At 62.7% G+C, this 25,186-nt stretch carries 28 protein-coding genes; 13 read left to right on the top strand and 15 right to left on the bottom strand.

The features are described 5' to 3' along the window. Nucleotides 1–20: 20 nt before the first annotated feature. Both AAC640_RS00930 and AAC640_RS00925 read left to right on the top strand, forming a co-directional pair. Entirely contained in the window at nucleotides 21–509 is a 489-nt protein-coding gene (locus AAC640_RS00930) for an RNA polymerase sigma factor (protein WP_340264197.1), read from the top strand. Beyond that, entirely contained in the window at nucleotides 506–1,198 is a 693-nt protein-coding gene (locus AAC640_RS00925; protein ID WP_340264196.1) for an anti-sigma factor family protein, read from the top strand. The genes AAC640_RS00930 and AAC640_RS00925 overlap by 4 nt, the downstream gene beginning before the upstream one ends. 19 nt (nucleotides 1,199–1,217) lie before the next feature. Here the strand turns inward: AAC640_RS00925 and AAC640_RS00920 are convergent, their stop codons facing one another. Genes AAC640_RS00920 through AAC640_RS00900 form a run of 5 tightly spaced genes read right to left on the bottom strand, consistent with a single transcriptional unit; the run spans nucleotide 1,218 to nucleotide 4,213 of the window. Beyond that, nucleotides 1,218–1,967, bottom strand: a complete 750-nt coding sequence (locus tag AAC640_RS00920; protein WP_340264195.1) for a metallophosphoesterase — start codon at nucleotides 1,965–1,967, stop codon at nucleotides 1,218–1,220. A 43-nt stretch (nucleotides 1,968–2,010) separates the two neighbouring features. Then, a complete protein-coding gene (dcd, locus tag AAC640_RS00915) occupies nucleotides 2,011–2,565 on the bottom strand; it encodes a dCTP deaminase (RefSeq protein ID WP_340264194.1) in 555 nt (184 codons plus the stop codon). Between the two features lie 8 nt (nucleotides 2,566–2,573). After that, nucleotides 2,574–3,035, bottom strand: coding sequence for a cytidine deaminase (gene cdd / locus AAC640_RS00910; RefSeq protein WP_340264192.1), 462 nt, complete (start codon nucleotides 3,033–3,035; stop codon nucleotides 2,574–2,576). Then, nucleotides 3,032–3,700: a GH25 family lysozyme gene (locus AAC640_RS00905; protein WP_340264191.1), complete on the bottom strand. Its 669-nt coding sequence runs from the start codon at nucleotides 3,698–3,700 to the stop codon at nucleotides 3,032–3,034. The genes cdd and AAC640_RS00905 overlap by 4 nt, the downstream gene beginning before the upstream one ends. A 30-nt stretch (nucleotides 3,701–3,730) precedes the next feature. Beyond that, nucleotides 3,731–4,213 carry a UPF0262 family protein gene (locus AAC640_RS00900; protein WP_340264190.1) on the bottom strand — a complete coding sequence of 161 codons (483 nt, stop codon included), beginning with the start codon at nucleotides 4,211–4,213 and terminating at the stop codon, nucleotides 3,731–3,733. A gap of 118 nt (nucleotides 4,214–4,331) precedes the next feature. Here AAC640_RS00900 and AAC640_RS00895 point away from each other — a divergent pair, with 118 nt between their 5' ends. Further along, the gene (locus tag AAC640_RS00895; RefSeq protein WP_340264189.1) at nucleotides 4,332–5,816 is read left to right on the top strand and encodes a replicative DNA helicase; all 1,485 of its coding nucleotides are present in this window, start codon (nucleotides 4,332–4,334) and stop codon (nucleotides 5,814–5,816) included. Between the two features lie 18 nt (nucleotides 5,817–5,834). Here the strand turns inward: AAC640_RS00895 and AAC640_RS00890 are convergent, their stop codons facing one another. Next, nucleotides 5,835–6,230 carry an MAPEG family protein gene (locus AAC640_RS00890; RefSeq protein ID WP_340264188.1) on the bottom strand — a complete coding sequence of 132 codons (396 nt, stop codon included), beginning with the start codon at nucleotides 6,228–6,230 and terminating at the stop codon, nucleotides 5,835–5,837. Nucleotides 6,231–6,326: 96 nt separating this feature from the next. Here AAC640_RS00890 and AAC640_RS00885 point away from each other — a divergent pair, with 96 nt between their 5' ends. Continuing rightward, nucleotides 6,327–6,785: an NUDIX domain-containing protein gene (locus tag AAC640_RS00885; RefSeq protein ID WP_340264187.1), complete on the top strand. Its 459-nt coding sequence runs from the start codon at nucleotides 6,327–6,329 to the stop codon at nucleotides 6,783–6,785. Nucleotides 6,786–6,841: 56 nt separating this feature from the next. Here the strand turns inward: AAC640_RS00885 and AAC640_RS00880 are convergent, their stop codons facing one another. The 7 genes from AAC640_RS00880 to AAC640_RS00850 form a co-directional block, all read right to left on the bottom strand. Beyond that, nucleotides 6,842–7,648 carry a phosphoadenylyl-sulfate reductase gene (locus tag AAC640_RS00880; protein WP_340264186.1) on the bottom strand — a complete coding sequence of 269 codons (807 nt, stop codon included), beginning with the start codon at nucleotides 7,646–7,648 and terminating at the stop codon, nucleotides 6,842–6,844. Further along, nucleotides 7,641–8,081, bottom strand: coding sequence for a DUF934 domain-containing protein (locus AAC640_RS00875; RefSeq protein WP_340264185.1), 441 nt, complete (start codon nucleotides 8,079–8,081; stop codon nucleotides 7,641–7,643). Before AAC640_RS00875 ends, AAC640_RS00880 begins: the two co-directional genes overlap by 8 nt. Further along, nucleotides 8,074–9,705: a nitrite/sulfite reductase gene (locus AAC640_RS00870; RefSeq protein WP_340264856.1), complete on the bottom strand. Its 1,632-nt coding sequence runs from the start codon at nucleotides 9,703–9,705 to the stop codon at nucleotides 8,074–8,076. The genes AAC640_RS00875 and AAC640_RS00870 overlap by 8 nt, the downstream gene beginning before the upstream one ends. Before the next feature lie 2 nt (nucleotides 9,706–9,707). After that, entirely contained in the window at nucleotides 9,708–10,004 is a 297-nt protein-coding gene (locus AAC640_RS00865) for a DUF2849 domain-containing protein (RefSeq protein ID WP_340264183.1), read from the bottom strand. Further along, nucleotides 10,001–10,789: a uroporphyrinogen-III C-methyltransferase gene (gene cobA / locus AAC640_RS00860; protein WP_340264182.1), complete on the bottom strand. Its 789-nt coding sequence runs from the start codon at nucleotides 10,787–10,789 to the stop codon at nucleotides 10,001–10,003. Before cobA ends, AAC640_RS00865 begins: the two co-directional genes overlap by 4 nt. A 113-nt stretch (nucleotides 10,790–10,902) precedes the next feature. Further along, entirely contained in the window at nucleotides 10,903–12,336 is a 1,434-nt protein-coding gene (astD, locus tag AAC640_RS00855) for a succinylglutamate-semialdehyde dehydrogenase (RefSeq protein ID WP_340264181.1), read from the bottom strand. Between the two features lie 27 nt (nucleotides 12,337–12,363). Further along, nucleotides 12,364–13,758, bottom strand: a complete 1,395-nt coding sequence (locus tag AAC640_RS00850) for a protein adenylyltransferase SelO family protein (RefSeq protein ID WP_340264180.1) — start codon at nucleotides 13,756–13,758, stop codon at nucleotides 12,364–12,366. A 103-nt stretch (nucleotides 13,759–13,861) separates the two neighbouring features. Between AAC640_RS00850 and AAC640_RS00845 the strand changes: the two genes are divergently transcribed. The 6 genes from AAC640_RS00845 (at nucleotide 13,862) to fghA (ending at nucleotide 19,959) form a co-directional block, all read left to right on the top strand. Next, entirely contained in the window at nucleotides 13,862–14,731 is an 870-nt protein-coding gene (locus tag AAC640_RS00845; RefSeq protein ID WP_340264179.1) for an alpha/beta fold hydrolase, read from the top strand. Continuing rightward, on the top strand, nucleotides 14,724–15,866 hold the full coding sequence (locus tag AAC640_RS00840) for a glycosyltransferase family 4 protein (protein ID WP_340264178.1): 1,143 nt from the start codon (nucleotides 14,724–14,726) through the stop codon (nucleotides 15,864–15,866). Before AAC640_RS00845 ends, AAC640_RS00840 begins: the two co-directional genes overlap by 8 nt. A gap of 90 nt (nucleotides 15,867–15,956) precedes the next feature. Continuing rightward, on the top strand, nucleotides 15,957–17,360 hold the full coding sequence (locus tag AAC640_RS00835) for an NAD(P)H-dependent flavin oxidoreductase (RefSeq protein WP_340264177.1): 1,404 nt from the start codon (nucleotides 15,957–15,959) through the stop codon (nucleotides 17,358–17,360). Beyond that, nucleotides 17,360–17,572 (top strand): DUF2093 domain-containing protein, encoded by a 213-nt coding sequence (locus AAC640_RS00830; RefSeq protein ID WP_340264176.1) that lies wholly within the window; start codon nucleotides 17,360–17,362, stop codon nucleotides 17,570–17,572. The genes AAC640_RS00835 and AAC640_RS00830 overlap by 1 nt, the downstream gene beginning before the upstream one ends. A 444-nt stretch (nucleotides 17,573–18,016) precedes the next feature. Then, complete coding sequence (locus tag AAC640_RS00825; protein WP_340264175.1) at nucleotides 18,017–19,126, top strand: S-(hydroxymethyl)glutathione dehydrogenase/class III alcohol dehydrogenase; 1,110 nt, start codon at nucleotides 18,017–18,019, stop codon at nucleotides 19,124–19,126. Next, the gene (gene fghA / locus AAC640_RS00820; protein ID WP_340264174.1) at nucleotides 19,126–19,959 is read left to right on the top strand and encodes an S-formylglutathione hydrolase; all 834 of its coding nucleotides are present in this window, start codon (nucleotides 19,126–19,128) and stop codon (nucleotides 19,957–19,959) included. Before AAC640_RS00825 ends, fghA begins: the two co-directional genes overlap by 1 nt. Nucleotides 19,960–20,313: 354 nt before the next feature. On the opposite strand, the gene purU is transcribed toward fghA, so the two are convergent. Both purU and AAC640_RS00810 read right to left on the bottom strand, forming a co-directional pair. After that, nucleotides 20,314–21,195 carry a formyltetrahydrofolate deformylase gene (purU, locus tag AAC640_RS00815; RefSeq protein WP_422794937.1) on the bottom strand — a complete coding sequence of 294 codons (882 nt, stop codon included), beginning with the start codon at nucleotides 21,193–21,195 and terminating at the stop codon, nucleotides 20,314–20,316. A 142-nt stretch (nucleotides 21,196–21,337) separates the two neighbouring features. After that, the gene (locus AAC640_RS00810; RefSeq protein ID WP_340264172.1) at nucleotides 21,338–22,399 is read right to left on the bottom strand and encodes an SPOR domain-containing protein; all 1,062 of its coding nucleotides are present in this window, start codon (nucleotides 22,397–22,399) and stop codon (nucleotides 21,338–21,340) included. A 192-nt stretch (nucleotides 22,400–22,591) separates the two neighbouring features. Between AAC640_RS00810 and AAC640_RS00805 the strand changes: the two genes are divergently transcribed. From AAC640_RS00805 to AAC640_RS00795, 3 genes are read left to right on the top strand one after another with little or no spacing between them, the layout of a single operon-like run. Beyond that, nucleotides 22,592–23,314, top strand: coding sequence for an AAA family ATPase (locus AAC640_RS00805; protein WP_340264171.1), 723 nt, complete (start codon nucleotides 22,592–22,594; stop codon nucleotides 23,312–23,314). 16 nt (nucleotides 23,315–23,330) lie between these two features. After that, on the top strand, nucleotides 23,331–23,846 hold the full coding sequence (locus tag AAC640_RS00800) for a hypothetical protein (protein WP_340264170.1): 516 nt from the start codon (nucleotides 23,331–23,333) through the stop codon (nucleotides 23,844–23,846). Between the two features lie 16 nt (nucleotides 23,847–23,862). After that, a complete protein-coding gene (locus tag AAC640_RS00795; RefSeq protein ID WP_340264169.1) occupies nucleotides 23,863–25,152 on the top strand; it encodes an SPOR domain-containing protein in 1,290 nt (429 codons plus the stop codon). Nucleotides 25,153–25,186 lie beyond the last annotated feature (34 nt).

The following is a 25,186-nucleotide window of genomic DNA, read 5'->3' as shown; positions in this document are numbered from 1 at the left end:
GGCAGAGAAATGGAGACAGGATGTCCTTCGAAAGCGATCTGTTAGCGATCCTGCCCCGGCTCCGGCGCTTTGCCGCCAGCCTGTCGCGGGATCGAGCCGACGCGGACGATCTCTGCCAGGCCGCGCTGGAAAAGGCCTTACGGGCGCGGGAGCAATGGCAGCCGGGGACAAGGTTGGACAGCTGGATGTATCGGATCATGCGCAATCTCTGGATCGACGAGGGTCGCTCTCGGCAGCGCGCTGCCCGGACTTTCGCGCCCGAAGAAGCGGGGGACCATGTGGGACATGCGGGCGATCGTGACGTAGAAGCACATGTAATGTTGTCCGACGTCGACCGTGCCATGCAGGCGCTTCCGGAAGAGCAGCGGGAGGCGATCGCGCTCGTGCTGGTCGAAGGACTATCCTACAAGGAGGCCGCTGAAGTGCTGGGGATACCCATGGGGACGCTCACCTCGCGCCTGGTGCGCGGGCGCGGTGCGCTCCTGGAGCTGATGGGAGAAGCGGCGTGAACGACATCGACGAAGCCATGCTGGTCGCCTGGGTTGATGGCGAGTTGGACGAAGTGACGCGCCGCCGCGTCGACCGTGCCGTGGCGGAAGATCCCGCGCTGGCGGAGCGCCTTGCCCTGCATCGTCACTTGCGCGAGCGCGTATCGGCTCATTATGCGCCGATTGAGGCGGAGCCCGTGCCCCCCGCAATGGCCTCGCTGTTGGAAGGCGGCAGCAGGGTAGTGCCATTCGCGCGGTCCGCATCGCGCTGGCGCAACTGGGGCATGGTTGGAGCTGTCGCCGCCAGCCTCGTGTTGGGCCTGGGCATAGGTCATCTTTCCCGCTCGCCCTCCGGGCCTGTCGCGGTGCAAGGTGGAACGCTCGTCGCGCAAGGTCCCCTGGCGTCTGCGCTCGACAGCCAACTGGCCTCGGCGCCGGACGACGCCGCGATCCGCATCGCCCTCAGTTTTCAGCGTAAGGGCGGCGGTTGGTGCCGTAGCTTCGACGGGGCCGCTGTTGCGGGCGTGGCGTGCCGAGAAGGGCGTGGATGGCAGGTCCAGCAACTGGTGCCGGGTAATGGTCAGGGCGGCGCCTATCGCCAGGCCTCATCAGGCGACGCCCGTGTCATGGCGACTGTCGATGCGCTGATTGACGGCGCGCCCGCCGACGCCACGCAGGAAGCCGCGGCCAGGAAGAAGGGGTGGCGTTAGGCAGGACGAGCGCGCGAAGCTAGGTCTGCAGGTACCAGCGCGCGGTTCCCTCCAGCCCAATCGCCGTAAGCCTGCCCGTCCGCCACGCGCCGGTGTCTATGCCGATCCGGTTGGGCCGTTCTTCGATGTCGGTCGAGATGCTGTGACCGTGTACGACCACGCGGCCGTGATCCCCTCGATGTGTCAGGAATTCTTCTCTGATCCATCGCAGGTCTGCGGACGTCTGTTTGTCTAATGGCACGCGGGGGCGGATCCCTGCATGCACGAACATATAGTCCCCTATCGACAGCATGTCTGAAAATCCGTCCATGAAATCGACATGAGCACGTGGCACGTTGTTGAGCATCCAGCGCGCGAGCGCTGCATCGTCCATTGCCGCAGCTTCCCCGGTCGGCAGGCCATAGCTCGCGAGTGTTTCGATGCCGCCGATCCGGCGAAAAGATCCCACATGCCGCGCGCTGCCCCGCGCAGCAGCGACGAACAGTTCCTCATGATTGCCCTTGATGAAGAGTGTGTCGCTGAATTGCATTGCGCGTTCCACCACCTGGGCAGAGCATGGGCCACGATCAATAAGATCGCCCAGCAGGATCAACTGCCGTGTTTGGGGAGGGCGCGCCGCGTGATCCCTTTCGATTGCGCTCAGCAGCGCATCCAGCAGGTCCAACCGTCCGTGGATGTCACCGACGGCGTATATCCGCATAGCGTTGCCGACGCTGGGCAGCGGGCGATCGGCAAGCGCCTTCTTGCGGCGGAAAAGGTTCATCAGCATCGAGGACAGCTTCCGGGCGTCATGCCGGTATTGTCGCAGGCATTCAGAGTCGCGGCAACGTCACGCCCTGCTGTCCCATATATTTACCTGCTCTGTCGGCATAGCTGACCTCGCACGGCTCATTCCCTTGCAGGAACAGGAACTGGCACGCTCCTTCATTTGCGTAGATCTTGGCCGGTAGTGGCGTCGTGTTGGAAAATTCCAGCGTCACATGGCCTTCCCAACCCGGTTCCAGCGGCGTCACATTCACGATGATGCCGCAACGTGCATAGGTGGATTTGCCAAGGCAGATGACAAGCACGTCGCGAGGCACCCGGAAATATTCAACCGTGCGGGCAAGCGCGAAGCTGTTGGGAGGGATGATGCAGCAGTCGGTCTTGCGGTCGACGAAGCTGTTGGCGGCAAAATCTTTGGGATCGACTACGGCACTGTCGACATTGGTGAAGATCTTGAACTCGTCTGCCACGCGTGCGTCATAGCCATAAGACGACAGGCCGTAGCTGATGCATCCGTCCCTGCGCTGGCTCTCGACGAAAGGCTGGATCATGCCATGGGCGAGCGCCTGTTCGCGAATCCACTTATCCGACAATATCGACATAATTTGCCTTATCTCTTTGTCTCAGGATTGAGGCCCAAATTGTTGGAACCAAAAGCAAATGGGAGAAGTTCAGAAACGGTGTGAACGGTGACTGCGCTCCCCTCCGGTGCGGCGCAATAGACCGTGATTTGCCGTCCTGCCAGCTGCTGAGCTTCGTTCAGGATCTGCCGGCATCGTCCGCACGGCGTGACCAGGCCGTCCGTTGGTGCGTCCAGCGCCTTTCCAACTAGGGCAATGGCCTGGATTTCCCGCAGCCGCCCGCTTGCATTGGCGCTGGCCAACGCGACCGCTTCTGCGCAGAGCGACAATCCATAGCTGGCATTCTCGAAATTGGCACCAGTGACGATATCGCCGTTGCTCAGCAGAACCGCGGCCCCGACAGCGAAGCGGCTATAGGGGGCGTAAGCGTGCGCCATCGCATCGCGGGCGGCGGCCACCATCTGCTCCATATCCTCGGCTTGGCGGCTCATGGTGCCACGACGCCCCATCTGACCGGCCTTTCAACCCCTTCGATATGCCGCATGTCATTGGCTGTCCACATGACCCATCGGCGCGTCGCATAGTCAGGCGGGAAGAAATTGCCGTCCAGCCACAGTGTCCGGTTGACGCCGGATGCGACGTCATATTCGTCCTCGAACGCGCTGCTGACGTTGAGTAGCACGGGCCTTCCCGCATTGCTTTCTATAAGGTTCACCAGCGTGTTGAGTTCCGACAATAGCGCGTCCCGGCTCGGGCGCGCGTTGCAGTCGGGGGCGAAGTCCAGACGGATAACCGGCGGCAAGGCGGCATTGTCGCGCGGTACTGTCGTTATGAAGCGCGTCGCTTGCTCGGCTGCCCGGTGGCAGAGGCTGAAATCCAGAACCGCGCCGTAGCGCAGGCCTGCTGATCGCGCGCCCGACCAATTGCGCGCGAAGGCTGGATCGCGGCCCGTAGCGCCTCTTGCGGCTCGAATGTAGACGAAGTCGACGCCGTTGGCCGCCAGCGTGCCCCAATCGATGGCGCCGTCACCTGACGAGACCGCCACCCCCTGAACGGGATATACGTCCCGCGCTGGCGCCCAGTGACGCGCATAGGCCCACAGTCCGAAGCAGGGGAGCGCGGCAAGGCCCAAGCCCGCAAGGACGCGGACCAGCAACTGGCCTGTTGAAAGCTGGCGAATAGCCCCTTACCCCTTGATATGCAGTACGCAGATCAGCGTGAACAGCCGCCTGGCCGTATCGAAATCGACCTTGATCTTGCCGTCCAGCCGTTCGATCAGCATGTTCGCGGCGTCATTGTGGATGGCGCGGCGCGCCATGTCCACAGTTTCGATCTGCGCCGGCGATGCGTTGCTGATCGCCTGATAATAGCTGTCGCAAATGGCGAAATATTCCCGAATCGGGCGCCGGAACCGGCCAAGACCAAGTATGATCGCCTCCAGCGGCTCACCATCTTCCCGCTTGATCTCGATGACGAGGCGCCCGTCCTCCACCCGCAGCAGAACGCGATATGGCCCTTGATAGCCATCGGCATGCGTCCGCTGAGGCGCGAAATAATTGTCCTCCAGCAGGTCGAATATGGCGATGCGCCGTTCCTGCTCGACATCCGCGCTGCGCCATAGGATCGTCCGCTCGTCGAGCGTGATGTCTATGATGCGCGGGTCGGTCATGGGCCTACGGTCCCTGCGGCTGGAACGGAGGAAAAGCAAGGGGGACTTCTCCACAGCTTTGCCGATCGCTTCGCACCTTGGCCCTTGCGCGCAGCTGCTGCCGGGGCGATGAGGACGCATGGCCGAATTGATCCAGATGACCCCCGCCGTGGAGCCGAGCGCCCTTGCACTCCCTCGCAATGTCGAGGCGGAGGCCGCTCTGCTGGGTGCGCTGATGATCGATAACCGCATCGCCGAAGATGTGCAGCTCAAGCTCAAGGCCGAGCATTTCTTTGAGCCGCTGCACGGACGCATCTACGACGCCGTCATGAAACTGGTCGAACGCGACATGGTGGCCAATCCCGTGACGCTAAAGCCGCTTCTGGAGCAGGATCCCGCGCTCAAGGAACTGGGCGGCGTCGGCTATCTGGCGCAGCTCACGGGAAACGGCGCGGCCCTGCTTGGCGCACGCGACTTCGCGACCCAGATCTATGATCTGGCCCTCTTGCGGCAGCTGGTAAACGTTGGTCGAGAACTCGTTGAAAACGCTCTTGATACGAGCGAAGATGTCAATCCCCGTGAACAGATAGAGCAGGCCGAAGTCGCGCTTTACAAAGTGTCCGAGGGGGAGGGCGAGGTCGGGTCGGTGAAGAGCTTCGCCACGGCCACCACCATGGCAGTGCAGGTCGCCGAACGGGCGCTCAACAGCGGTGGCCATGTATCGGGTATCACGACCGGGCTCGCGAGCCTCAACGAAAAGATTGGCGGCCTGCACAATTCGGACCTCATGATTCTGGCGGGGCGGCCCGGCATGGGCAAGACCTCGCTCGCCACCAACATCGCTTATAACGCCGCTTCGCGCTGGATGCGGGATCATGCCGACGGCATCCCGCCGGCCAAGAATATGGGTGCCAAGACTGCCTTCTTCAGCCTGGAAATGTCCGCCGACCAGTTGGCCACTCGCGTGCTGGCGGAGCAATCCGGGATCAGCGGCGAAGCACTGCGTATGGGCAAGATCAGCCGTGCCGATTTCCAGAACCTGTCCCGCGCGGCGCGCGAGCTGCAGGAGCTGCCACTTTTCATCGACGATACCCCTGGCTTGACCATCGCGGCGCTGCGGACTCGCGCCCGCCGATTGAAGCGGCGGCACGATATCGGCCTTATCGTCGTGGACTATCTCCAGCTGCTGCAGGGCACCGGCAAGGGGAGCGACAACCGCGTTCAGGAAATTTCGGAAATATCGCGTGGTTTGAAGACCTTGGCGAAGGAACTTAATGTTCCGGTTCTGGCTCTGTCGCAGCTCAGCCGCGCCGTTGAGCAGCGCGAGGACAAGCGACCGCAGCTTTCGGATCTCCGCGAATCAGGGTCCATCGAGCAGGACGCGGACATGGTATGGTTCGTGTTCCGCGAGGATTATTATGTGGCCGCCAAGGAGCCGGGAAACAAGGAAAGCCCCGAGCATCTCGAATGGGCGCAGGAGATGGAGCGTATCTATGGCCTCGCCGAACTTATCGTCGCCAAGCAGCGTCACGGTTCGACGGGCCGTATCCGGTTGAAGTTCGACGCCAAGATCACCCGCTTCTCCGACCTCGCGGACGGCGGCTATATGGGCGACTATGAATAGACCCGGGGTGAGCGCCCCTCAGCCACTCACCAAAGCCTGAAAGACCAGTCCCAGTCCGACCAGGCTGATCAGATAGATGATCGTGCGCACGACAGGTACGCCCATGGCGTAGAGCGGCAGGTAAACGATACGGGCTCCTAGCCATAGCCAGCCGCCGACCGCCGTCCACTCGCTGGTCCGACCGGCAATTACCACGCCTAGAAGGGTAATGATGGCGATCGGATAGGTTTCCAGGAAATTGGCCTGCGCGCGCACGAGCCGCCCGGCGCCGCGCTCAAGCGGCGGAAGTTCCTCGTCCCTGGCGCCCATGTTCCACTTGGTGCCATATTGCTTCGTCTTGAGATGCGCGGCAGCGAAGATGTGAATGAGCAGCAGCACGCAACTCCAGGCCAGGATATTCAGTTCAACCGCCATGATGCCAGCCCCTTGTCCCATTCCGTTGCGCCATCCTGCCGAGCTTGGCCCGATGCTGCAAGCCAGTAGCACACAGTGCTCGTCGCGGGATCCGCAGTGAACCGGCTATCTTTCATCCGGCCCGCGATGAAGGCGGCCGACCGTGTTCGCCGCTTTCTGTGGCGTTTGCGGCGCAAAGCCATCCATGGGGTGATGGCGCTCGCCTATACGCCAGCGGGCAGGCTCGTGCTCGTTCGCCAGACCTATATGGATGGCTGGTGCCTGCCGGGCGGAGGGAGGCAGCCGAAGGAAGACCCCGTCGAGGCCGCGCTGCGCGAATTGCGGCAGGAGATTGGGTTGGTCAGCTGGACCGAGGCGACACGGCTGGGCACGGTGGAGCGCCAGCTGTCGGGCGCGCCCGCGCACATAGATCTTGTCCGCGTCAAGGATGTGGTCTTTCAGTTCAGGAAGAACTGGGAAACGGAGGAAGTCGGTCTGTTCGATCGCAAAGATTTGCCTAACGATCTCAACAGTTGGTCGCTGGAGTTCATCAGCGCTGCGCAAAGATTGGAGTGACCGCCACCGATTGCTTCCCTCCTCTTGTCCGGTGGGAGGGAAGCGATCAAGTGGGTTCAGAACACCGGCTGATTTGCTGGATCGTCCGGGTCCGCGGCAGGTGCGGGAATGGGTGTCGCGGGCGAGTGAATGCCGCATTCGACCTTGTCCCAGCCGCGCCAACGTCCAGCGCGTGGATCTTCGCCCGGCAGCACCTTGGACGTGCAGGGTTCGCAACCGATCGACAGGTAGCCCTGCGCTTCCAGCGGATGGCGGGGCAGGCCCTGCTCCGCGAAATAGGCTTCCAGATCGGTCTTTGTCCAATCACCCAGCGGATTGATCTTCAGCCGTCCGTCCTCGATTTCGAAACGGGGCAGGTTCTGCCGCGTAACTGACTGGAACGCTTTACGTCCGGAAATCCAGGCGTCCAGCCCTTCCTTGGCGCGTCGCAGCGGCTCGACCTTGCGGATATCGCAGCAGCCGTCGGGATCGTAGGACCAGCGAAGGCCGGTCGCGTCCTTCTTCGCCAGCACATCGGGCTGGGGGACCACCGTTCGGCTGTCGACAAAGCCCAGCGTCCTGATCAGCGTTTCGCGATAGTCCAGCGTTTCTCGAAACATCTTGAGCGTATCGACGAAAATGACCGGCACCGTCCTGTCGGCCTTTGCTACCAGGTCGAGCAGCACAGCGCTTTCGGTGCCAAAGGATGACACCACCGCGACATTTCCCGCCAGCCGTTCGGCAAAGACGGTCTTCAGCATCGACAGTGTGTCGATGCCTTCGAAACGCGCGTTCAGCGCGTCCGCATCGGCCTGGGTAAAGGCGGGGCGAGCGTCGATGAAGTCCAGTTCACGAACGGGCAATTGGCGGGCAGGTTCAGCCATTCACATTCTCCAGGTGCCGCTTGGCCCAAATCGGGCGGCGGCCATCGACCGTCTTCTGATAGACGTCGGCATAGTGATTGAGCGCGCGCTCCACGGCGGCATCGTCGAGCGCCTTGTTAGGGTGGAAGCTGTCGAAGCCGCAGCGGCGCATCGCGATCAGTTGGTCCACCAGCACGTCCCCTACGGCGCGCAACTCGCCCTGATAGCCCGCCTCGCGCAGAATCCGCGCCGCAGAATAGCCGCGCCCGTCGCCAAAGGCGGGGAAGTTCACCTCGACCAATGACAGTCGGTCGATATAGGGGAGCAATTCGCGCGCATCTTCCCCGGCCTCGATACGGACGGCGGTCGAGTTGGACTGCCCGGTGAAGGATTCGACCGTGACGGCCGGTTCTTGGCCAGCTTCACCGTCACGGAAAGACAGGAACTCAACCATAGATCACCTCCTTGAAGGGCTTCATGCCGAGACGGCGATAGGTGTCGAGGAAGCGTTCGCCATCCTCGCGCTGCGCGAGATACAGGTTCGTGACCTTCTCGATCGCATCAACCACGCCGTCCTCCGAAAAGCCCGGGCCGGTGATCTGGCCGACGCTGGCATCTTCCGCGCCTGATCCGCCAAGCGACAGCTGGAAATTCTCAACGCCCTTCCGATCGACGCCCAGCACGCCGATATGGCCCGCATGATGGTGGCCGCAGGCGTTAATGCAGCCGCTTATTTTAACCTTCAGTTCGCCCAGTTCCTTCTGCCGGCCAGTGTCGGCAAAACGCTCGGACAGTTTCTGCGCCAGCGGAATCGACCGGGCGTTGGCCAGGCTGCAATAATCAAGGCCAGGGCAGGCGATGATGTCAGTGATGAGGTCCAGGTTGGCCTCGGCGAGTCCTGCCTCCTCCAGCTTTTGCCAGATGGCATAGAGATCGGCCTTCTTGACATGCGGCAGGACAAGGTTCTGGGCGTGGGTCACGCGCAGTTCGTCGAGCGAGTAATGCTCGGCGAGGTCCGCAACAAGTTCGATCTGTTCGGCCGAAGCATCGCCAGGAATGCCGCCGTGCGGCTTCAGGCTGATGTTGACGATCGCATAACCCAGTTGCTTGTGCGCGACCACCTGGCGGTCGACCCATAGCGCGAAGGCCGGGTCAGCGCGATCGATCTCGTCGTTCAACCCCTGCTCATATGCCGGACCGGCGAAGAAATGCCGGATGCGGTCCAGTTCCTCGGTCGGTGGATTGAGGCCCAGTTCCCGCATGTGGGTGAACTCTTCCTCGACCTGCCGCTTATATTCCTCGACGCCCAGCTCATGGACCAGGATCTTGATCCGCGCCTTGTACTTGTTGTCGCGACGGCCATAGCGATTATAGACGCGCAGGCACGCCTCCAGATACGGCACTATCTCATCTTCTGGCACGAAGTCATTGATAAGAGGCGCAATCATAGGCGTCCGGCCCATGCCGCCGCCGGCATAGACTTCCGCGCCCATCTGGCTGTCGCGCCTCACCAGCTTGAGGCCGATATCGTGCAGCCGCATCGCCGCCCGATCTTCTTCCGCCGCGATCACGCAGATCTTGAACTTGCGGGGCAGATAGGTGAATTCGGGGTGGAAGGTCGACCATTGGCGCAGCAGTTCAGCCCAGGGCCGCGGATCCGCCACTTCGTCAGCCGCGACGCCGGCATATTGATCTGAAGAGATGTTGCGGATGCAATTCCCACTGGTCTGGATAGCATGCATCTCCACCGTCGCCAGTTCGGCGAGAATGTCGGGTGCGTCCGCCAGCTTGATCCAGTTATATTGCAGGTTCGTGCGCGTGGTGAAGTGGCCATAGCCCCGATCATATTTGCCCGCGATCTCGCCCAGCTTCCGCATCTGCCGCGCGTTGAGCGTGCCATAGGGGATCGCGACGCGCAGCATATAGGCGTGCAGCTGGAGATAGAGGCCGTTCATCAGCCGCAGCGGCTTGAACTGGTCCTCCGTCAGCTGCCCGGCCAGGCGGCGCTGAACCTGGTCGCGAAATTCCTCGACGCGGGCGTCGACGATGGTCTGGTCGTAGCTGTCATAACGATACATGGTCAGATCACCCAATTGCCGGCATCGGCGTCATTCGGTTTAAGTGTCAGGTCTGGCCGCACGGTCGGTCCCAGCGCGCGGATGCGGTCCTTGATATGCGCCGGCCGCACGCCTTCCTCCGTTACGGTGGCGTCGATTACATAGGCGCCAACGACGCGCAGCGCGGCTTCTTCCGCTCGCGCCAGATCGTCGCCCTTGTCGCCTACGTCGACTGAATCGCCGACCTGTCGCGACCAGCCGTCGCCTGCCCACCAGATCACGTCCCCGGTGCTGAGGTCATTGCCGGTCAAAATCTTCACGAAAGCATCTCCGCCCCATTGTCCCATTGCGCCGGCAAGCTCGCCAGCACATCCTGCGCCAGCGCATAGGCCGCAACATCGCCCACCACAATCAGGGCGGGACTTTTTACCTTCTCCCGCTCCATCATGTCGCCAAGGTCGGCGAGCAGGGTGCGCAGCGTGCGCATGTCGGCGCGCGTGCCATTTTCCAGCACGGCAACCGGAATGGCCGGAGCCACACCATTGGCGATCAGCTTGTCGGCAATCTCGCCGGCCGTCGCCACGCCCATGTAGATGACGAGGGTCCGCCCCGCGCCAGCCAGCCCGGACCAGTCCTGGTCAGTCAATCCCTTGCACTGGCCCGCCACGAAAGTGACAGCACTTGCCGCATCGCGATGGGTGAGGGGGAGCTGAGCGCGCGCGGCGCAGCCGATCGCCGCGCTGATGCCGGGGACGATCTCTATTGGCACGCCCGCGGCGCGGCAAGCCTCCATTTCCTCACCGCCTCGTCCGAAGATAAAGGGATCGCCACCCTTCAGCCGTACCACCGTTCGCCCGGCCAAGGCCATCTCCACCAGCAGGGCGTTGATCCTGTCCTGCGGCATCGAGTGGCGGCTGCGTTGCTTGGCAACAGAAATGCATTCGGCTTCCGGCGAAGCCATCGCAAGGATGTCGGCCGACACCAGCCCATCATGAACGATAACCTCCGCCCGCGCGATCAGTCGCGCGGCGCGAAGAGTCAGCAGTTCCGGATCGCCCGGACCCGCGCCGACCAGAAAGACGGTGGCAGGTGCTTGTTGGGTCATGTTCGGCAAATGGCGAAAAGGCCCAAGCATTTCAATTCAGAATGGTTTGGCCGTCGCGTAGGAAAATTTGGGGGAGTGGAAAGTTCGGTCCTGGGAAAGAGGGCAAGCCGCTCTCAATCCCCCATCGTGCTGGTATCAACCTCTTTCAGTCCGACGCCGATCGACGCGCGCGGCTGCTCGATTTCGGACGAGGAAACCGGATATGCGCAATAGTCGGCGGCATAATAGGCGCTCGGGCGATGATTGCCTGAAATCCCGACGCCACCGAACGGGGCAGAGGAGGAAGCGCCGTTTGTCGGGCGGTTCCAATTGACGATACCCGCGCGGATGTTCGACCAGAACTGATTATATTGTTCAGGAGAACCGCCGATCAGCGATGCCGACAGGCCGTAGCGCGTGTTGTTTGCCTCCGCGATCGCCGCCGGAAAATCGGACACGCGGATCACCTGCAAGATTGGCCCGAACAGTTCGACATCGGGCCGCTCCGTCATGGCGGTTACGTCGATGATCGCGGGTGACAGGTACGGCCCGTCCGCGGCCGGGCGGACCAGATGCTTGATCGGTCGGCCACCGTGGCTCATGAGGTAGAGGAAGCTTTCCGTCAATTGGTCGGCCGCGTGGTGATCGATCACCGGGCCCATGAAAGGGGCCGGGTCGGCATGAGGATGGTCGACAATCAGCCGGTCGGCGATCTTCTTGACCTCCCCGATCAAGAGGTCGGCTAGCTCTTCCTTCACGATCAGCCGCCGCGCCGCCGTGCAGCGTTGCCCGCTCGACAGGAAGGCGGACTGCACCACCAGCGCCGCCGCGCTGCCGATGTCCCCCGTATCCCACACGATGACAGGATTATTGCCGCCCATCTCCAGTGCCAAGATCTTGCCGGGGTCTGCCGCGAACTGCCGATTGATCGCGATCCCCGTAGGTGCGGACCCGGTGAAGAGGATGCCGTCGACCTGCGCGTGCGCTGCCAGCGTCTTGCCTGTGTCAGGGCCTCCCAGCACCAGCCGCAGCGCGTCCTCGGGCACCCCGGCCTCGTGCAAGAAGCGCACCAGCATCTCGCCTACGGCTGGCGTCTTTTCGGAAGGCTTGAACAAAACGCCATTGCCCGCCAGCAGCGCAGGGACGATATGCCCGTTGGGCAGATGCGCCGGGAAGTTATAGGGGCCCAGCACCGCCATGACGCCGTGCGGCTTGTGCCGTACGGACTGACGCGCGCCCAACGCTGCTTCCAGCCGTCGCTGCCCGGTGCGCTCCGAATAGGCGCTGACGGAAATGTCCACCTTGTTCATGACCGCCGCGACTTCGGTGCGCGCGTCCCATAGCGGCTTGCCGGTTTCTCGCGCGATCAGGTCGGCAAGCGCGTCCTCGTTGGCGCGCACGACATTGACGAAGCGGCGCAGCGTTTCGATGCGATAAGAAACGGGTTTGGCGGCCCAGTTTGGCCAGGCGGCCTGAACCCGTGCGACCTCCGCCTCCACGTCACTGGCAGATCCCTGCCACAAAAGAGCACCAGTGGCGGGTTCTGTCGAAGTCAGGGTGGCGGACATTGCACCGATATGGTGGAAAATCGCGCGTTAGGGAAGGGGCGGCGGGCTGCCCAGCGCTTCACCCATCCGCCGCATCGACCCGACCTTGGCATGCAACGGCGCCCAATCATCTCGCTCTGCGATTGCGTTCCAGATCGCCTCCACTTCGTCGATATGCATGGAGCAGGGCGCCGCATCGCTCCAATAGGGATGATCCGTCCCCCCGGCTGCCTCGAACCCTGCAATCGCATCGCGGAAGTCGCCCCAGACGTCGCCCGAATAGTCTGCGCCCTCGCGGTGGTCGCCTCCGCGCCAATCATGGAAAAAGCGATCGATCGGTGTTTCGCTCGCGATCAAGCCGCGAACTGCCGCCGCGACCATCGGCGAAGCATCGGCCGAAGGCACCACGCCGAGCCGCCAGCAGAACCGCTGAGCCAGCGCGTCGCCATAAAGCTGGGGGAAGCGCTCCAGCTGGGCGATCAGCGGCTCGGCTTCGGCCACCGGGCGTAGCGATACGGCAAGCTGCGCCACGTCCCAATGGATCGCCTCTGCCTGCCGACCGAAGGCATACAGTCCCGCATGGTCGAAATAAGCGGCGGTGAACGCCGGATCCCACAAGGGCGTAAAACGCCACGGGCCGTAGTCGAAGCTTTCGCCCGTGACATTGATATTGTCGCTGTTCAGCACGCCATGAACGAAGCCTGCAACCATGTAACTGGCGGCCAGATCCGCCGTCCTCTCGACCACGCGCCCCAGCAGGCGCTCGGGCGGATTGTCCCCCGGCGCCTCGTCATAGAGCTTCGTCAGTGCATAGTCGGTCAGTCGCTCCAGTAGTGGCTTGTTGTCGAAATAGGCTGCGCGTTGGAAAGACCCGATGCGGATGTGGGAATGGCTGAGCCGAACCATGACGGCCCCGCGAGTGGGGGAAGGCTCGTCATTACGCTCCAGCGCCTCGCCTGTTTCGATGATGGAGAAGGTTTTGGAGGTGTTGACGCCCAGCGCCTCCAACATCTCCGTTGCCAAAATTTCTCGCACCCCGCCTTTGAGCGTCAGCCGGCCATCGCCGAAGCGGCTGTAGGGCGTCCGGCCGGACCCCTTGGTGCCCAGGTCCATCAGGCGGCCATCGCCGTCCCGCATCTGTCCGAACAGGAAGCCGCGCCCGTCACCTATGTCGGGGTTATAGGCCCGGAATTGGTGGCCATGATAGCGCAGAGCCAGCGGCCCCGGCAAAGTGCCGGGCAGGGGATCAAACCGCCCGAAATGGCGCACCCAATCCTCGTTCGATAGCCCGGCCAGCCCGATGCTCGACGCCGCGCGATCGTTGCGATAGCGGAGGATCGTCTGCGGAAAGTCTGCTGCCGTGACGTCATCGGCAAAGTCGGGTTGCAGCGCGGTGATTTCCGTTGCTGGACTGTAACTGACAGCTTGCGAGGATTTGCTCATGCGGCGATATGGGGGAGCCGGGCAGGAAGTTGCAATGTCTTCCCGCAATCGCACGGGGCTGAGCCTGTCGAAGCCCTTCACCTAACTGCAGGATCCGCGACCGTTGAGCAGCTACACCGACGAATATTGGTGGTCTCCCGATGGCCTCAGGCTCCACTATCGCAATTATGGTGGAGGCGCTGACGGTCGCCCGCCCTTGCTATGCCTTCCAGGCCTTACTCGAAACGCCCGCGACTTCGAACCTCTAGCCGCCAGGCTGGCGGGCGACTGGAGGCTCATCTGCCCAGACCTGCGGGGGCGGGCGGAAAGCGCGCAGTCCAAAGACGCGATGACCTATGTCCCGCTGACCTATCTGCAGGATATCAGCCGGCTGTTGGCGGACCTGGCCATTACCCGCTTCGTCGCGATCGGTACTTCGCTCGGCGGTCTTATCACCATGCTGATCGCGGCCACGCACCGCGAGTGGCTGGCCGGCTCCCTTTTGAACGACGTGGGGCCCACGCTTGAGGAAGCAGGGCTTGCGCGCATCCGCTCCTATGTCGGCGTTGGCCAGTCGCACCCCAGCTGGGTTCATGCCGCCCGCGCCCTGGAGGAAGCCAACCGTACCATCTACCCCGGTTATGGACTGGAGCAGTGGCTTGCCATGGCGAAGCGCCTCTACCGTCTCAACAGCGGCGGTCGGGTTGTACTGGACTATGATATGCGTATCGCCGAACCGCTGCGGGTGGCCGGGGGCGAGGCCGGCGTCGACATGTGGCCCGCGATGGCCGCTTTCCGCAATATTCCGACGCTTGTCCTGCGCGGAGAACTGTCCGACATTCTGAGTGATGAGACGGCGCGCCGCATGGTCGTGGAGGTGGGGGACGCTGCCGAACTGGTTACGGTGCCCGACGTCGGCCACACGCCCGTCCTTGACGAGCCAACTGCGGCCGCAGCGGTCGATCGTCTGCTTAAGCGGGTCCTCCATGGGTGACCTCGACGGGCGACCGCCCCGACTGCTGCATGTCCACGGCAGCTTTTCGCTGGGCGGCAAGGAATCCCGGGCGATCCGGCTGATGAACCTGTGGGGTGACCGCGCTGAGCATGCGATCGTCAGCGCCGCCCCCCAGGCGATGGACGCCCGCGCCGCGCTCGACCCCGTGCTTCGCGTCAGCTTTCCCGATTCACCGCCGCTGACCGGCCGCCCCAGCCCGGCTCGGTTTCGGGCGCTCGGACGTTTCCTGTCGGGATTCGACTTGATCCTCACCTATAATTGGGGCGCGATGGACGCTGTCATGTCCCACCGCTTCTGCGCTTCTTCCATGCGCCTGCCCCCGCTCGTGCATCATGAGGACGGTTTCAACGCTGACGAGGCCCAAGGCCTGAAGCTCAAGCGCAACCTTTATCGCCGCTTCGCCCTTCAGCGCGCAGCAGCGGTGGTCGTCCCGTCCATCCGTTTGGATCAGATCGCGCGGAACGTCTGGCGCCAGCCCGCGCGCAGGGTTCACCTGATCCGCAACGGCGTCGATGTCGCGCGCTACGGGGGGCAGCCTGCGCCAGACGCCTTGCCCGGGCTAGACCCGTCCCCCGGCAAGTTGCTCGTCGGCACTCTTGCGGGCCTTCGCCCGGTCAAGAACATACCTCGCCTGATCCGCGCCGTCGCGCCTCACCGCGATCGCCTCCAGCTTGTCGTGGTAGGCGACGGACCGGAGCGAGAGGCGATAGCGGCCGAAGCTGCATCACAGGGACTGGACGATATCCAGATGATGGGCTTCCATCCGGAGCCCTGGCGCTATCTGGGCCTGTTCGACATCTTCGCCCTGTCGTCAGACAGCGAACAATTCCCGATATCGCTGGTGGAGGCTATGGCTGCCGGCTTACCCGTCGCGGCGACCGACGTGGGCGATGTCGCACATATGGTTGCGCCGGAAAACCAACCCTTTGTGGTGGAGGATGACGCTGCCCTCAGCCAGGCGTTGGGGACGCTCGCTGCCGACTCCGATCTACGTGATCGGTTGGGCCGGGCGAACCGGCTTCGTGCTCGGCGCGACTTCGATGAGGCCGCCATGGTCGACGCATATGCAAGGCTTTATGGGCAGGCACTATCCAGCCCCCACATTTTGCGGTAGGGCGCGCGGAAATTCGTCATCGACGACGAAAGCTGCTATAGGGGCTGCTTAGTTTTGTCGGGACCGAGCAGATTTGCGCGGGAGATTGCGTTGTTCAAGGGTTTGAAACCCATAGTCTATGGCGGCCGTGAGGTGTGGCCGCTCGTCGAAGGCGGAAAGGGCGTTGCCGTTTCCAACCATGCGAGTTCCGGCGCCTGGGCCGCAGCCGGCGGCATAGGCACTGTTTCGGCGGTGAACGCGGATAGCTACGACAGCTTTGGCGATGTCATTCCGCAAATCTATCATGGCCGCACCCGCCGCGACCGGCATGAGGAGTTAATTGCCTACGCCATCGACGGCGCGGTGGAGCAGGTCAAGCGCGCCTTTGAAATTGCTGGGGGCAAGGGCGCGATCAACATCAACGTCCTGTGGGAAATGGGCGGTGCCCAGCGGGTGCTGCACGGCGTTCTTGAAAAGACCAAGGGCATGGTGGCGGGCGTCACCTGCGGCGCGGGCATGCCGTATAAGCTGTCGGAGATCGCCGCATCCTATGGCGTCAACTATCTGCCGATCGTCAGTTCTGGCCGAGCCTTCCGCGCCTTGTGGAAACGAGCTTATTCGAAGGCGTCGGAATGGCTCGCGGCGGTGGTCTATGAAGATCCCTGGTTGGCCGGCGGGCATAATGGCCTGTCCAACGCCGAGGATCCGCGCCAGCCGCAGGATCCCTATCCGCGTGTGAAGGACCTTCGCGCCACAATGCGTGAAGGCGGCATTTCCGACGACGTGCCGATCGTCATGGCCGGCGGCGTCTGGCATCTCAAGGACTGGAACGACTGGATCGACAATCCGGAACTGGGCGCCATTGCTTTCCAGTTCGGCACCCGTCCGTTGCTGACCCAGGAAAGCCCCATTCCGCAATTGTGGAAGGAAAGGCTTACGCAACTGGAGCCGGGCGACGTGCTGCTGCACCGGTTCTCGCCCACTGGCTTCTATAGCTCGGCGATTCGCAATCCCTTCCTACGCCAACTCGAAGCGCGTTCCGAACGGCAGATCCCGTTCAGCACCGAGCAGGCGGGCGATCATACGCACCAGTTGGACGCGGGCGTGAAGGGCAAGAATTTCTGGGTGACCCGCGGCGACTTGCTGCGCGCACGTGAATGGGTCGGCCAGGGCTTTACCTCTGCGCTCAAGACTCCTGATAATACGCTGGTCTTTGTCACGGAAGAGGAAAAGGCCGAGATCCGCAAGGATCAGACGGACTGCATGGGCTGTCTCAGCCAGTGCGCTTTCTCAAGCTGGATGGATAGCGAAACGAACTCGACCGGCCGCCTTGCCGACCCTCGGAGCTTCTGCATCCAGAAGTCGCTGCAGGAGGCGGTGCATGGCGGGGAGCTTGACAAGAACCTGCTTTTTGCCGGGCACGGCGCTTATAAGTTCAAGCAAGATCCCTTTTATTCCAACGGCTTTGTGCCCACGGTAAAGCAATTGGTCGATCGCATCCTGACGGGCGACTGATGGCGGATATCAAAGGTTTGGCCGTGTTGCGTTATGCCACGCCCCACTTTGACGTGATACGGCCGGGGCAGTTCGTGCTCTGTGCCGTTTCAGGCGAGCGCATCGATATAGATGATCTCAAATATTGGAGCGCCGAGTTCCAGGAGGCCTATCGCGGGCCGGTTGAGGCAACCCACTCATTTCTGCGCCATCGGAGCGTTATCGCGGGTTGATGCTGCCCTTCCTGGGCTGTTCATCATTGGCCTGTGGCACGGTTATGGGAGCCATGGTGAGCTTCAAGACCGGGTGTGCGCGGCTCGCCGCTCCAAAATGGCATTTTATCGCAGCAGAGCTGTTCCTTTTTGGGCACGGCTGGTTTATTATGGACCTAAGGCGGCGGAGATCGTCTTTGTTGGGAAGGATGTCAGTATGTCGCGGATCGACGTTTTTGGCGATCGCATATGTGTAGCCACCAGCCTTTTGATCGTGGGCTGGTTCATCTACAACGTAGCCTTCTAGGCCGCGTTCGAGCCTTTTGCCTCTCGGAAGATTGCTTCTGAGCCAATTCTTCTTTCGGTATAGCTGCGTTTGGCATTCGCCAATATAAGAGCTATTCGCACAACAGGCGCAGTTTCCGACTGTCGCACTCTGGTCTGCCGAAGGAAGGATCTCTCCCCTTGAAAACGCGTGCTGCCGTCGCTTTCGAAGCGAAGAAGCCCCTCGAAATCATCGAACTTGACCTTGATGGTCCCAAGGCGGGTGAAGTGCTGGTCGAAATCATGGCGACCGGCATCTGCCACACCGATGCTTACACGCTCGATGGCTATGATAGCGAAGGTATCTTTCCCTCGATACTGGGACATGAAGGCGCCGGCATCGTGCGCGAGGTCGGCGCAGGCGTCACATCCGTGAAGCCGGGAGACCATGTGATCCCGCTCTACACGCCCGAATGTCGCCAGTGCAAAAGTTGCCTTTCGGGCAAGACAAACCTGTGCACCGCTATTCGCGCTACGCAGGGACAGGGATTGATGCCTGATGGCACGACCCGCTTTTCCTACAAGGGACAGCCCATCTACCATTATATGGGCTGTTCTACCTTCTCCAATTTCACCGTCCTGCCCGAAATCGCGGTGGCGAAGATCCGGAAGGACGCGCCGTTCGAGAAGAGTTGCTATGTGGGCTGCGGCGTCACCACAGGGGTAGGGGCTGTGGTCAAGACGGCGAAGGTCACGCCGGGGTCAAACGTCATTGTTTTTGGCCTTGGGGGCATCGGTCTCAACGTCATTCAGGGCGCGAAGATGGTCGGCGCGGACATGATCGTGGGCGTCGACATCAACGACAGCAAGGAAGAATGGGGTCGTCGGTTCGGCATGACCCACTTCGTGAACCCGGCCAAGGTGGAAGGCGACATCGTCCAGCATCTGGTCCGGTTGACCGATGGGGGTGCGGATTACACTTTTGACTGCACCGGGAATACCGGCGTGATGCGCACAGCCCTTGAAGCCTGTCACCGCGGCTGGGGCGAAAGCATCATCATTGGAGTCGCCGAGGCTGGCAAGGAAATCAGCACTCGCCCATTCCAGTTGGTCACCGGCCGTGTATGGAAGGGCAGTGCCTTCGGTGGCGCGAAGGGCCGGACCGACGTGCCCAAGATCGTCGACTGGTACATGAATGGCAAAATTCAGATCGACCCGATGATCACCCATGTTCTTAGCCTTGAGGAAATCAACAAGGGCTTCGAACTCATGCATGCAGGGGAAAGCATCCGCAGCGTCGTGGTCTTTTGATGGACACAGTCTCTGAAAATCGCGCTTTCGGTGGAACCCAGGGTGTATACGTCCACGAGTCGGCGCAGACGGGGACGGAGATGACCTTCTCCGTGTTCGTACCCCCAAATAAGGCAGGGGCGAAGTTGTCCGTGGTCTGGTATCTGTCGGGCCTCACCTGCACCTGCGCCAATGTCACCGAGAAAGGCGATTTTCGCGCGGCCTGCGCTGAACTCGGCCTCATCTTCGTCGCGCCAGACACGTCCCCGCGTGGCGAAGGGGTGGCGGATGATCCGGACGGTGCATGGGACTTTGGCCTCGGCGCCGGCTTCTACGTCGACGCGACCCAATCCCCTTTCGCCCGTCACTACCGGATGTGGAGCTATGTCACGGAAGAACTGCCGGCGCTGATTGCCGATCATTTCCCGGCCGATATGGCGCGCCAGTCGATCATGGGGCACAGCATGGGCGGCCACGGCGCGCTGACAATCGGGCTGCGCTTTCCTGACCGCTTCAAGGCGGTATCTGCTTTTGCCCCGATCGTTGCGCCGTCCGAGGTGCCGTGGGGGCAGAAGGCTTTGGCGGGTTATCTGGGGGATGATCGCCAAGCGTGGCGCCAGCATGACGCCGTCGCATTGATCGAAGATGGTGCCAGGCTGCCTGACCTGCTCGTGGATCAAGGTGCGGCCGACGGCTTTCTGCAAGAACAACTTCGTCCCGAACGGCTGGCGGACGTCTGCAAGGCAACGGGCCAAAAGCTGACGCTGCGGATGCAGCCGGGTTATGATCACAGCTATTATTTCATATCCACCTTCATGCCGGATCATCTGCAGTGGCACGCCGCCCGGCTTTGACCTTCCTTGGCCAAGCGCAGGTCCGCAGCTCTAAAGCAAAGCTTTCTTTTCAATCTCAACACGATCCGTAGATAAGGTCGCGAGCCGCGAGGCTCCGCGGCTTTTGAAGGATGACAGCTTGCTCCGCGTAACCAACGGCTAAAGCGCACGACCCGACGCGACGACGCAAGGTTTCGTGTTCCTCCGCTTAAGGAGAAGACGATGACCCGCAATTCCAGCCGCCCGCTCCGCCAGCGCTCTTCAGACAGCCGCGAGCACATTTACCTCCCTCATTCCTCCTGGTCGCGCGCGCCCGCCGCCGGCACTACGGCGCCTTTGGCTCCGGAGGATTTCTGGCGGCGCCTCGGACTCTGATCAGCGGAAAACGACGGTCTTTCCGCCGTTCAGCAGCACCCGGCGGTCGGCGATCCAGCCTACCGCGCGGGCCAGGACCTGCGCTTCGATGTCGCGGCCGATCCGGATCATGTCCTCAGCCGTGGCGCGATGATCGACTCGCTCGACCGCCTGCTCGATGATAGGCCCTTCATCCAGGTCAGCGGTTACGAAGTGCGCCGTCGCGCCGATCAGCTTGACGCCACGCTCATGCGCCCGGTGATAGGGGCGGGCGCCCTTGAAGCCGGGCAGAAAGCTGTGATGAATATTCACGCAGCGTCCCTCCAGCCACTCAACGAGATTTCCCGACAGAACCTGCATGTAGCGGGCGAGGATGAGATAGTCCGACCGCGTGCGCTCGAATATCTCGATCAGGGCACTTTCCTGCGTTGCCTTGTCGCCATTGGGCGGCAATTCGTGATAGGGGATGCCGTGCCATTCGGTGATGCGGCGCATGTCGGGATGGTTGGACACAACCCCCATGATGTCGATCCCCAGCGTGCCTGTCTGCCAGCGGTGCAGCAGATCTGCCAAGCAATGTGACCCCTTGGACACAGCTATCAGCATCCGTGGCTTTTCCGCTGCGAGTGTAAGGCGCCAGTCCATGGCGAAACGCGTGCCGACGTGACCGAATTCTGCCCGCAACTGGTCGGTGTCGACCATATGCTCGTCGGTCGCCTCGAAAGCGACGCGCATGAAGAAGCGGCCCGCTTCCCGGTCGGCATATTGCTGGCTGTCTGTGATGAAACCGCCGCGTTCGGCCAGAAACTGGCTGACGGCAGCAACAATGCCGACGCGGTCGCCGCATACGAGCGTCAACACCCAGGATGGGACGACCGGATTGTTCAAAACACCCCTCCGCATAAAGCCGGAAAAGCCGTTGCCCTATGCGCCAGGCATGATCAAGCCGTTAACTGCCTTGCTCGAGCGGCGCGCTGGTCATCGCAAAAATTCCGATAGCATTGCCCGTATCGCGCCAGTGCCAAGGGGGCTGGCCGTGACGGAGCTACATCTTGCGCGGGATGCAGGCAGCTCCGGCCGCCTTGATCGCGCTGCAAAGGCGGGCGGCGTCAGCGTTGTTCGCCACAGGACCGACTTGCAGCCGGGTCATCGCGCCGCCCTTTACCAGGAACAACTGGTAGCCAGAAAGCCCGGTCACCTTGCCGCTCAGCTGGCTCCAGAGCGCGCGGGCCCGGCCTTCCTCGCTGAATGCGCCTAATTGCACGCGCCATCCTCCCTGTGACGACGGGTGAGGCACGGCCGGCTTGGCGCCGGCAGTCTTTGGAGCGAGAGGCTTGGGCTCCGGCTTCTCGACCTCAGATTTGGCTTCCGGCTTGGGCTTCGCCGCGGGGTTGACGACAGCGACTTTCGGGGGCGCAGGCCGTGCGGGCGAGTTCTTGTCTGCAACCGACGCCTTTACCTTCGGCACCGCTGCCGGATCCGATCGCGCGTTGCGCATCGGCGGTCCCTTGTCCGCGCGGCCGTCTCCATCGTCCAAAGCAATGGCCTTCTGGCCCATCTCCCGTGCCATGGTAATGCCCTGCTCGCGCTGGTCATTGGGAATATATTTGTCCATCTGCTTGAGGCTGGCTGTCGCCTGCGCCAGTCCCGCGTCGGAGGCACGCGTCATTAACGCGTAGGCACGAACCCAGTTTTTGGGCGCGATATCCCCGTTAAACAGGGCCGTGCCGACTATATATTGCGCCCGCGGCTCGCCCCGCGTTGCGGAGCGCTGCAGATAGGGCAAAGAACCAGCCCGATCGCCCTGTTGGAACAGCAGCAACCCCAAATTGTCCTCGGCACGAACATGGCCCTGCGCGGCGGCCTTGCGATACCAGATGATCGCAGCGGGGATGTCCGCCTTCACGCCCCGGCCCAGCTTGAACGCCTGGCCCATGTTGAATTGGGCGTCCGGATCGCCCGCCTCCGCGAGCGGCCGCCATTGCGCTACCGCCTTGTCATAGTCGCCCTGTTGCCAGGCATCGACACCGGTCTTCACATCGGCCAACGCCGGTTGCGCGATCGAAAGGACCGCGCCTGCAGCCAGAACGCCCCAGATCTGCTTCATTGCATATGCTCCCAAGGACAGCTTTGCGGCAGCTATGATTGAACAAGGTTAACGCCAACTTAGCATTACCGAAGGCGAAGTAGATAGTCCCTCACAACCAGGGCATCACCACAAGGTCGCAGCTCCATTAACCAATTCTTAGGCGGCGGCATGGCAATTCATTATGGAATTGGATTTTCTGGGGGAAATTGCGTGCGCATACTCGCATTGGCATCGCAGAAGGGCGGGTCCGGCAAGACCACCCTGTCGGGACATCTCGCCGTGCAAGCGCAGATGGCGGGCGCCGGGCCGGTCGTGCTGATCGACATCGATCCGCAGGGCTCGCTCGCTGACTGGTGGAACGAGCGAGAGGCTGAATATCCCGCCTTCGCCCAGACGACGGTGGCGCGCCTCGCCGCAGACCTGGAAATTCTGCGCCAACAGGGCTTCAAGCTCGCCGTCATCGACACGCCGCCGGCGATTACCATGGCGATCCAGAGCGTCATCTCCGTGGCCGAACTGATCGTCGTGCCGACTCGTCCCAGCCCGCATGATCTGCGCGCTGTCGGGGCAACCGTGGACCTGTGCGAACGGGCCGGGAAGCCGCTGATCTTCGTCGTGAACGCCGCGACCCCCAAGGCGCGCATCACCTCCGAAGCCGCTGTCGCGCTGTCGCAGCATGGTACGGTGGCACCGGTCACGCTGCATCATCGCACAGACTTCGCGGCCTCCATGATTGATGGCCGCACGGTCATGGAGGTCGACCCCAAAGGCCGCTCCGCCAATGAAGTGACGCAGCTCTGGTCCTATATCTCTGATCGCCTGGAAAAGAATTTCCGGCGGACCGTGTTCTCCGTGCCCCACGGCACCGCCGGTACAGCGGTGGCCGGCCGTCCTGCAAGCGGCGGCTTCGGTCGCCGGGTCGTTGGCCAGTAAGGCGGAGGGAAAGATCATGGCCGAACCCAAACCTCTTGCCTCGCTGACGTCCGGCCTGCTCGCCCGCAAAGGCGCTGCCCAGCCGGCCATGCGCCGTCCCGTCATGGGATTTGGTCGTCCAGCGGGCAATGCACTGCTTCAGGATGATCTGGGCTGGAACGACATGGGCTTTGATGTGACGGAGCCTGAACCCGTGCCGGCCGAGCCGCGCGCGGTTGTCGGCTTGACGCCGATGACGATGCCGCCCGCCGCGGCTCCGGTTCCGCCTGTGGTCGTGGAGCGTGAGGACCTGGCCGAGCGCCTATCGGACGTCGTCAAGACGGTCGCCCCCGTTACTCGGGCAATCAAGGGTCGCAAGGCTGCGTTCACGCTCCGCATCGATGCGGAGCGCCATTTAAAGCTGCGCCTGGCCTGCGCTGTTGCGGGCCGCTCAGCTCAGCAGATGGTCACGCAGGCGCTCGACGCGCTGCTTGATGGCCTGCCGGAAATCGAAAGGCTGGCGCAGCAATTGCCGCGCGCCGTTGAAGAATAAGGGAAGGGAAACAGACATGAAGCGCTCGGCTTTCGCCAAGGCGGCGGTTTCGTCACTGATCGTGAGCATGACGCTGGCCGCCTGCACCAGCACATCTGTCCGGCCCTCCAGCATCGCAGAGGCGGGGCGTTCGGCGGACGCTACTGAAAAGGCGCTGGCTGTTGGCGATGGCGCGCGCGCAGTCATCTCGGCCGAAGCAGCGGTTCAGACCGCGCCTCAGGACGCGACCGCCCGGCAACTGCTGGGCCGCGCCTATATCGCGAGCGGACGGTTCATCTCTGCCGAAACGGCGTTGACTGATGCCATGACGCTGCGCAATCGCGACGCCCGTACCATCGTAAGCCTCGCCCTCGTAAAGGTGGCGCTGGGCAAGAATGATGCGGCTAGGGAGCTTCTCGCGGCGAATGCGGACGTTGTGCCGGCCGGCGATTATGGCCTCGCCATGGCGATGGCCGGCGACCCCGCCGAAGGTGTGCGTATCCTGTCCGAAGCTATTCATGATCAGTCCGCAACCGCGCGTACGCGGCAGAACCTGGCCTATGCCTATGCGCTCGCCGGGCGCTGGAAGGACGCCCGCTTGCTGGCGGGGCTCGATCTTGATCCGCTAGTTGCCAATCAGCGCATCTCGCAATGGGCCCAGACCGCTGCGCCGGCGATGGCGACAGAGCGCGTGGCCGTGCTCATGGGCGTGACGATGAACCCGGCCGATGGGGGGCAACCCACGGCGTTGGCGCTTGCGCCACAGGCTCCGCCCGCCGCGCTGGCAGAGGCCAGCGCGGGCGCTCAGCCGGAGCCGGCAGCCGAAGTCGCCTCGTTGGAAACCCCCGGCGCCGCGCCGGTTGAAACCGAATATGCATCCGCAGCTCAGAACGCACCGGCGCCGACATTCAGCGCGCCGGTGGCACCCCTGCGAGCCGAAGTCATTCGCGACCGCGCGGCGGTTCGCGCCGCCGCGCCTCGGCGCGTCCAGGCGTCCCTGCGCCTGGATGGCCGGGGATCGAGCAATTGGGTGGTCCAGCTCGGTGCCTATGACAATGGTGAGATCGCGAAGGAAAAATATTTTGCCATGGCTCGCCGGAGCAGGCTGCTCGGAAACCTCCCGGTGGTGACCAGCCAGGTCTCCGTCAACGGCACAACCTATGCACGCCTGGCGGTCAGTGGCTTTAGCGGTCGCGCCGAGGCAGTGGCGCTCTGCCATGATTTGCGCGCTCGCCATGGCCAGTGCTTCGTGCGCGAAAATGCGCCGGACGCAACTCCGCAGCGCTGGGCGATGGCCGCAAAACCTCGCCAGTTCGCCTCGCGCTGACGACGGGCTTCCCCACGCCGCGCGTTGGTGCTGC

The sequence above is a fragment of the Sphingobium mellinum genome (genome assembly GCF_037860795.1).
GTDB lineage: Bacteria > Pseudomonadota > Alphaproteobacteria > Sphingomonadales > Sphingomonadaceae > Sphingobium > Sphingobium mellinum.
This window is presented reverse-complemented; position numbering and strand designations above follow the sequence as displayed.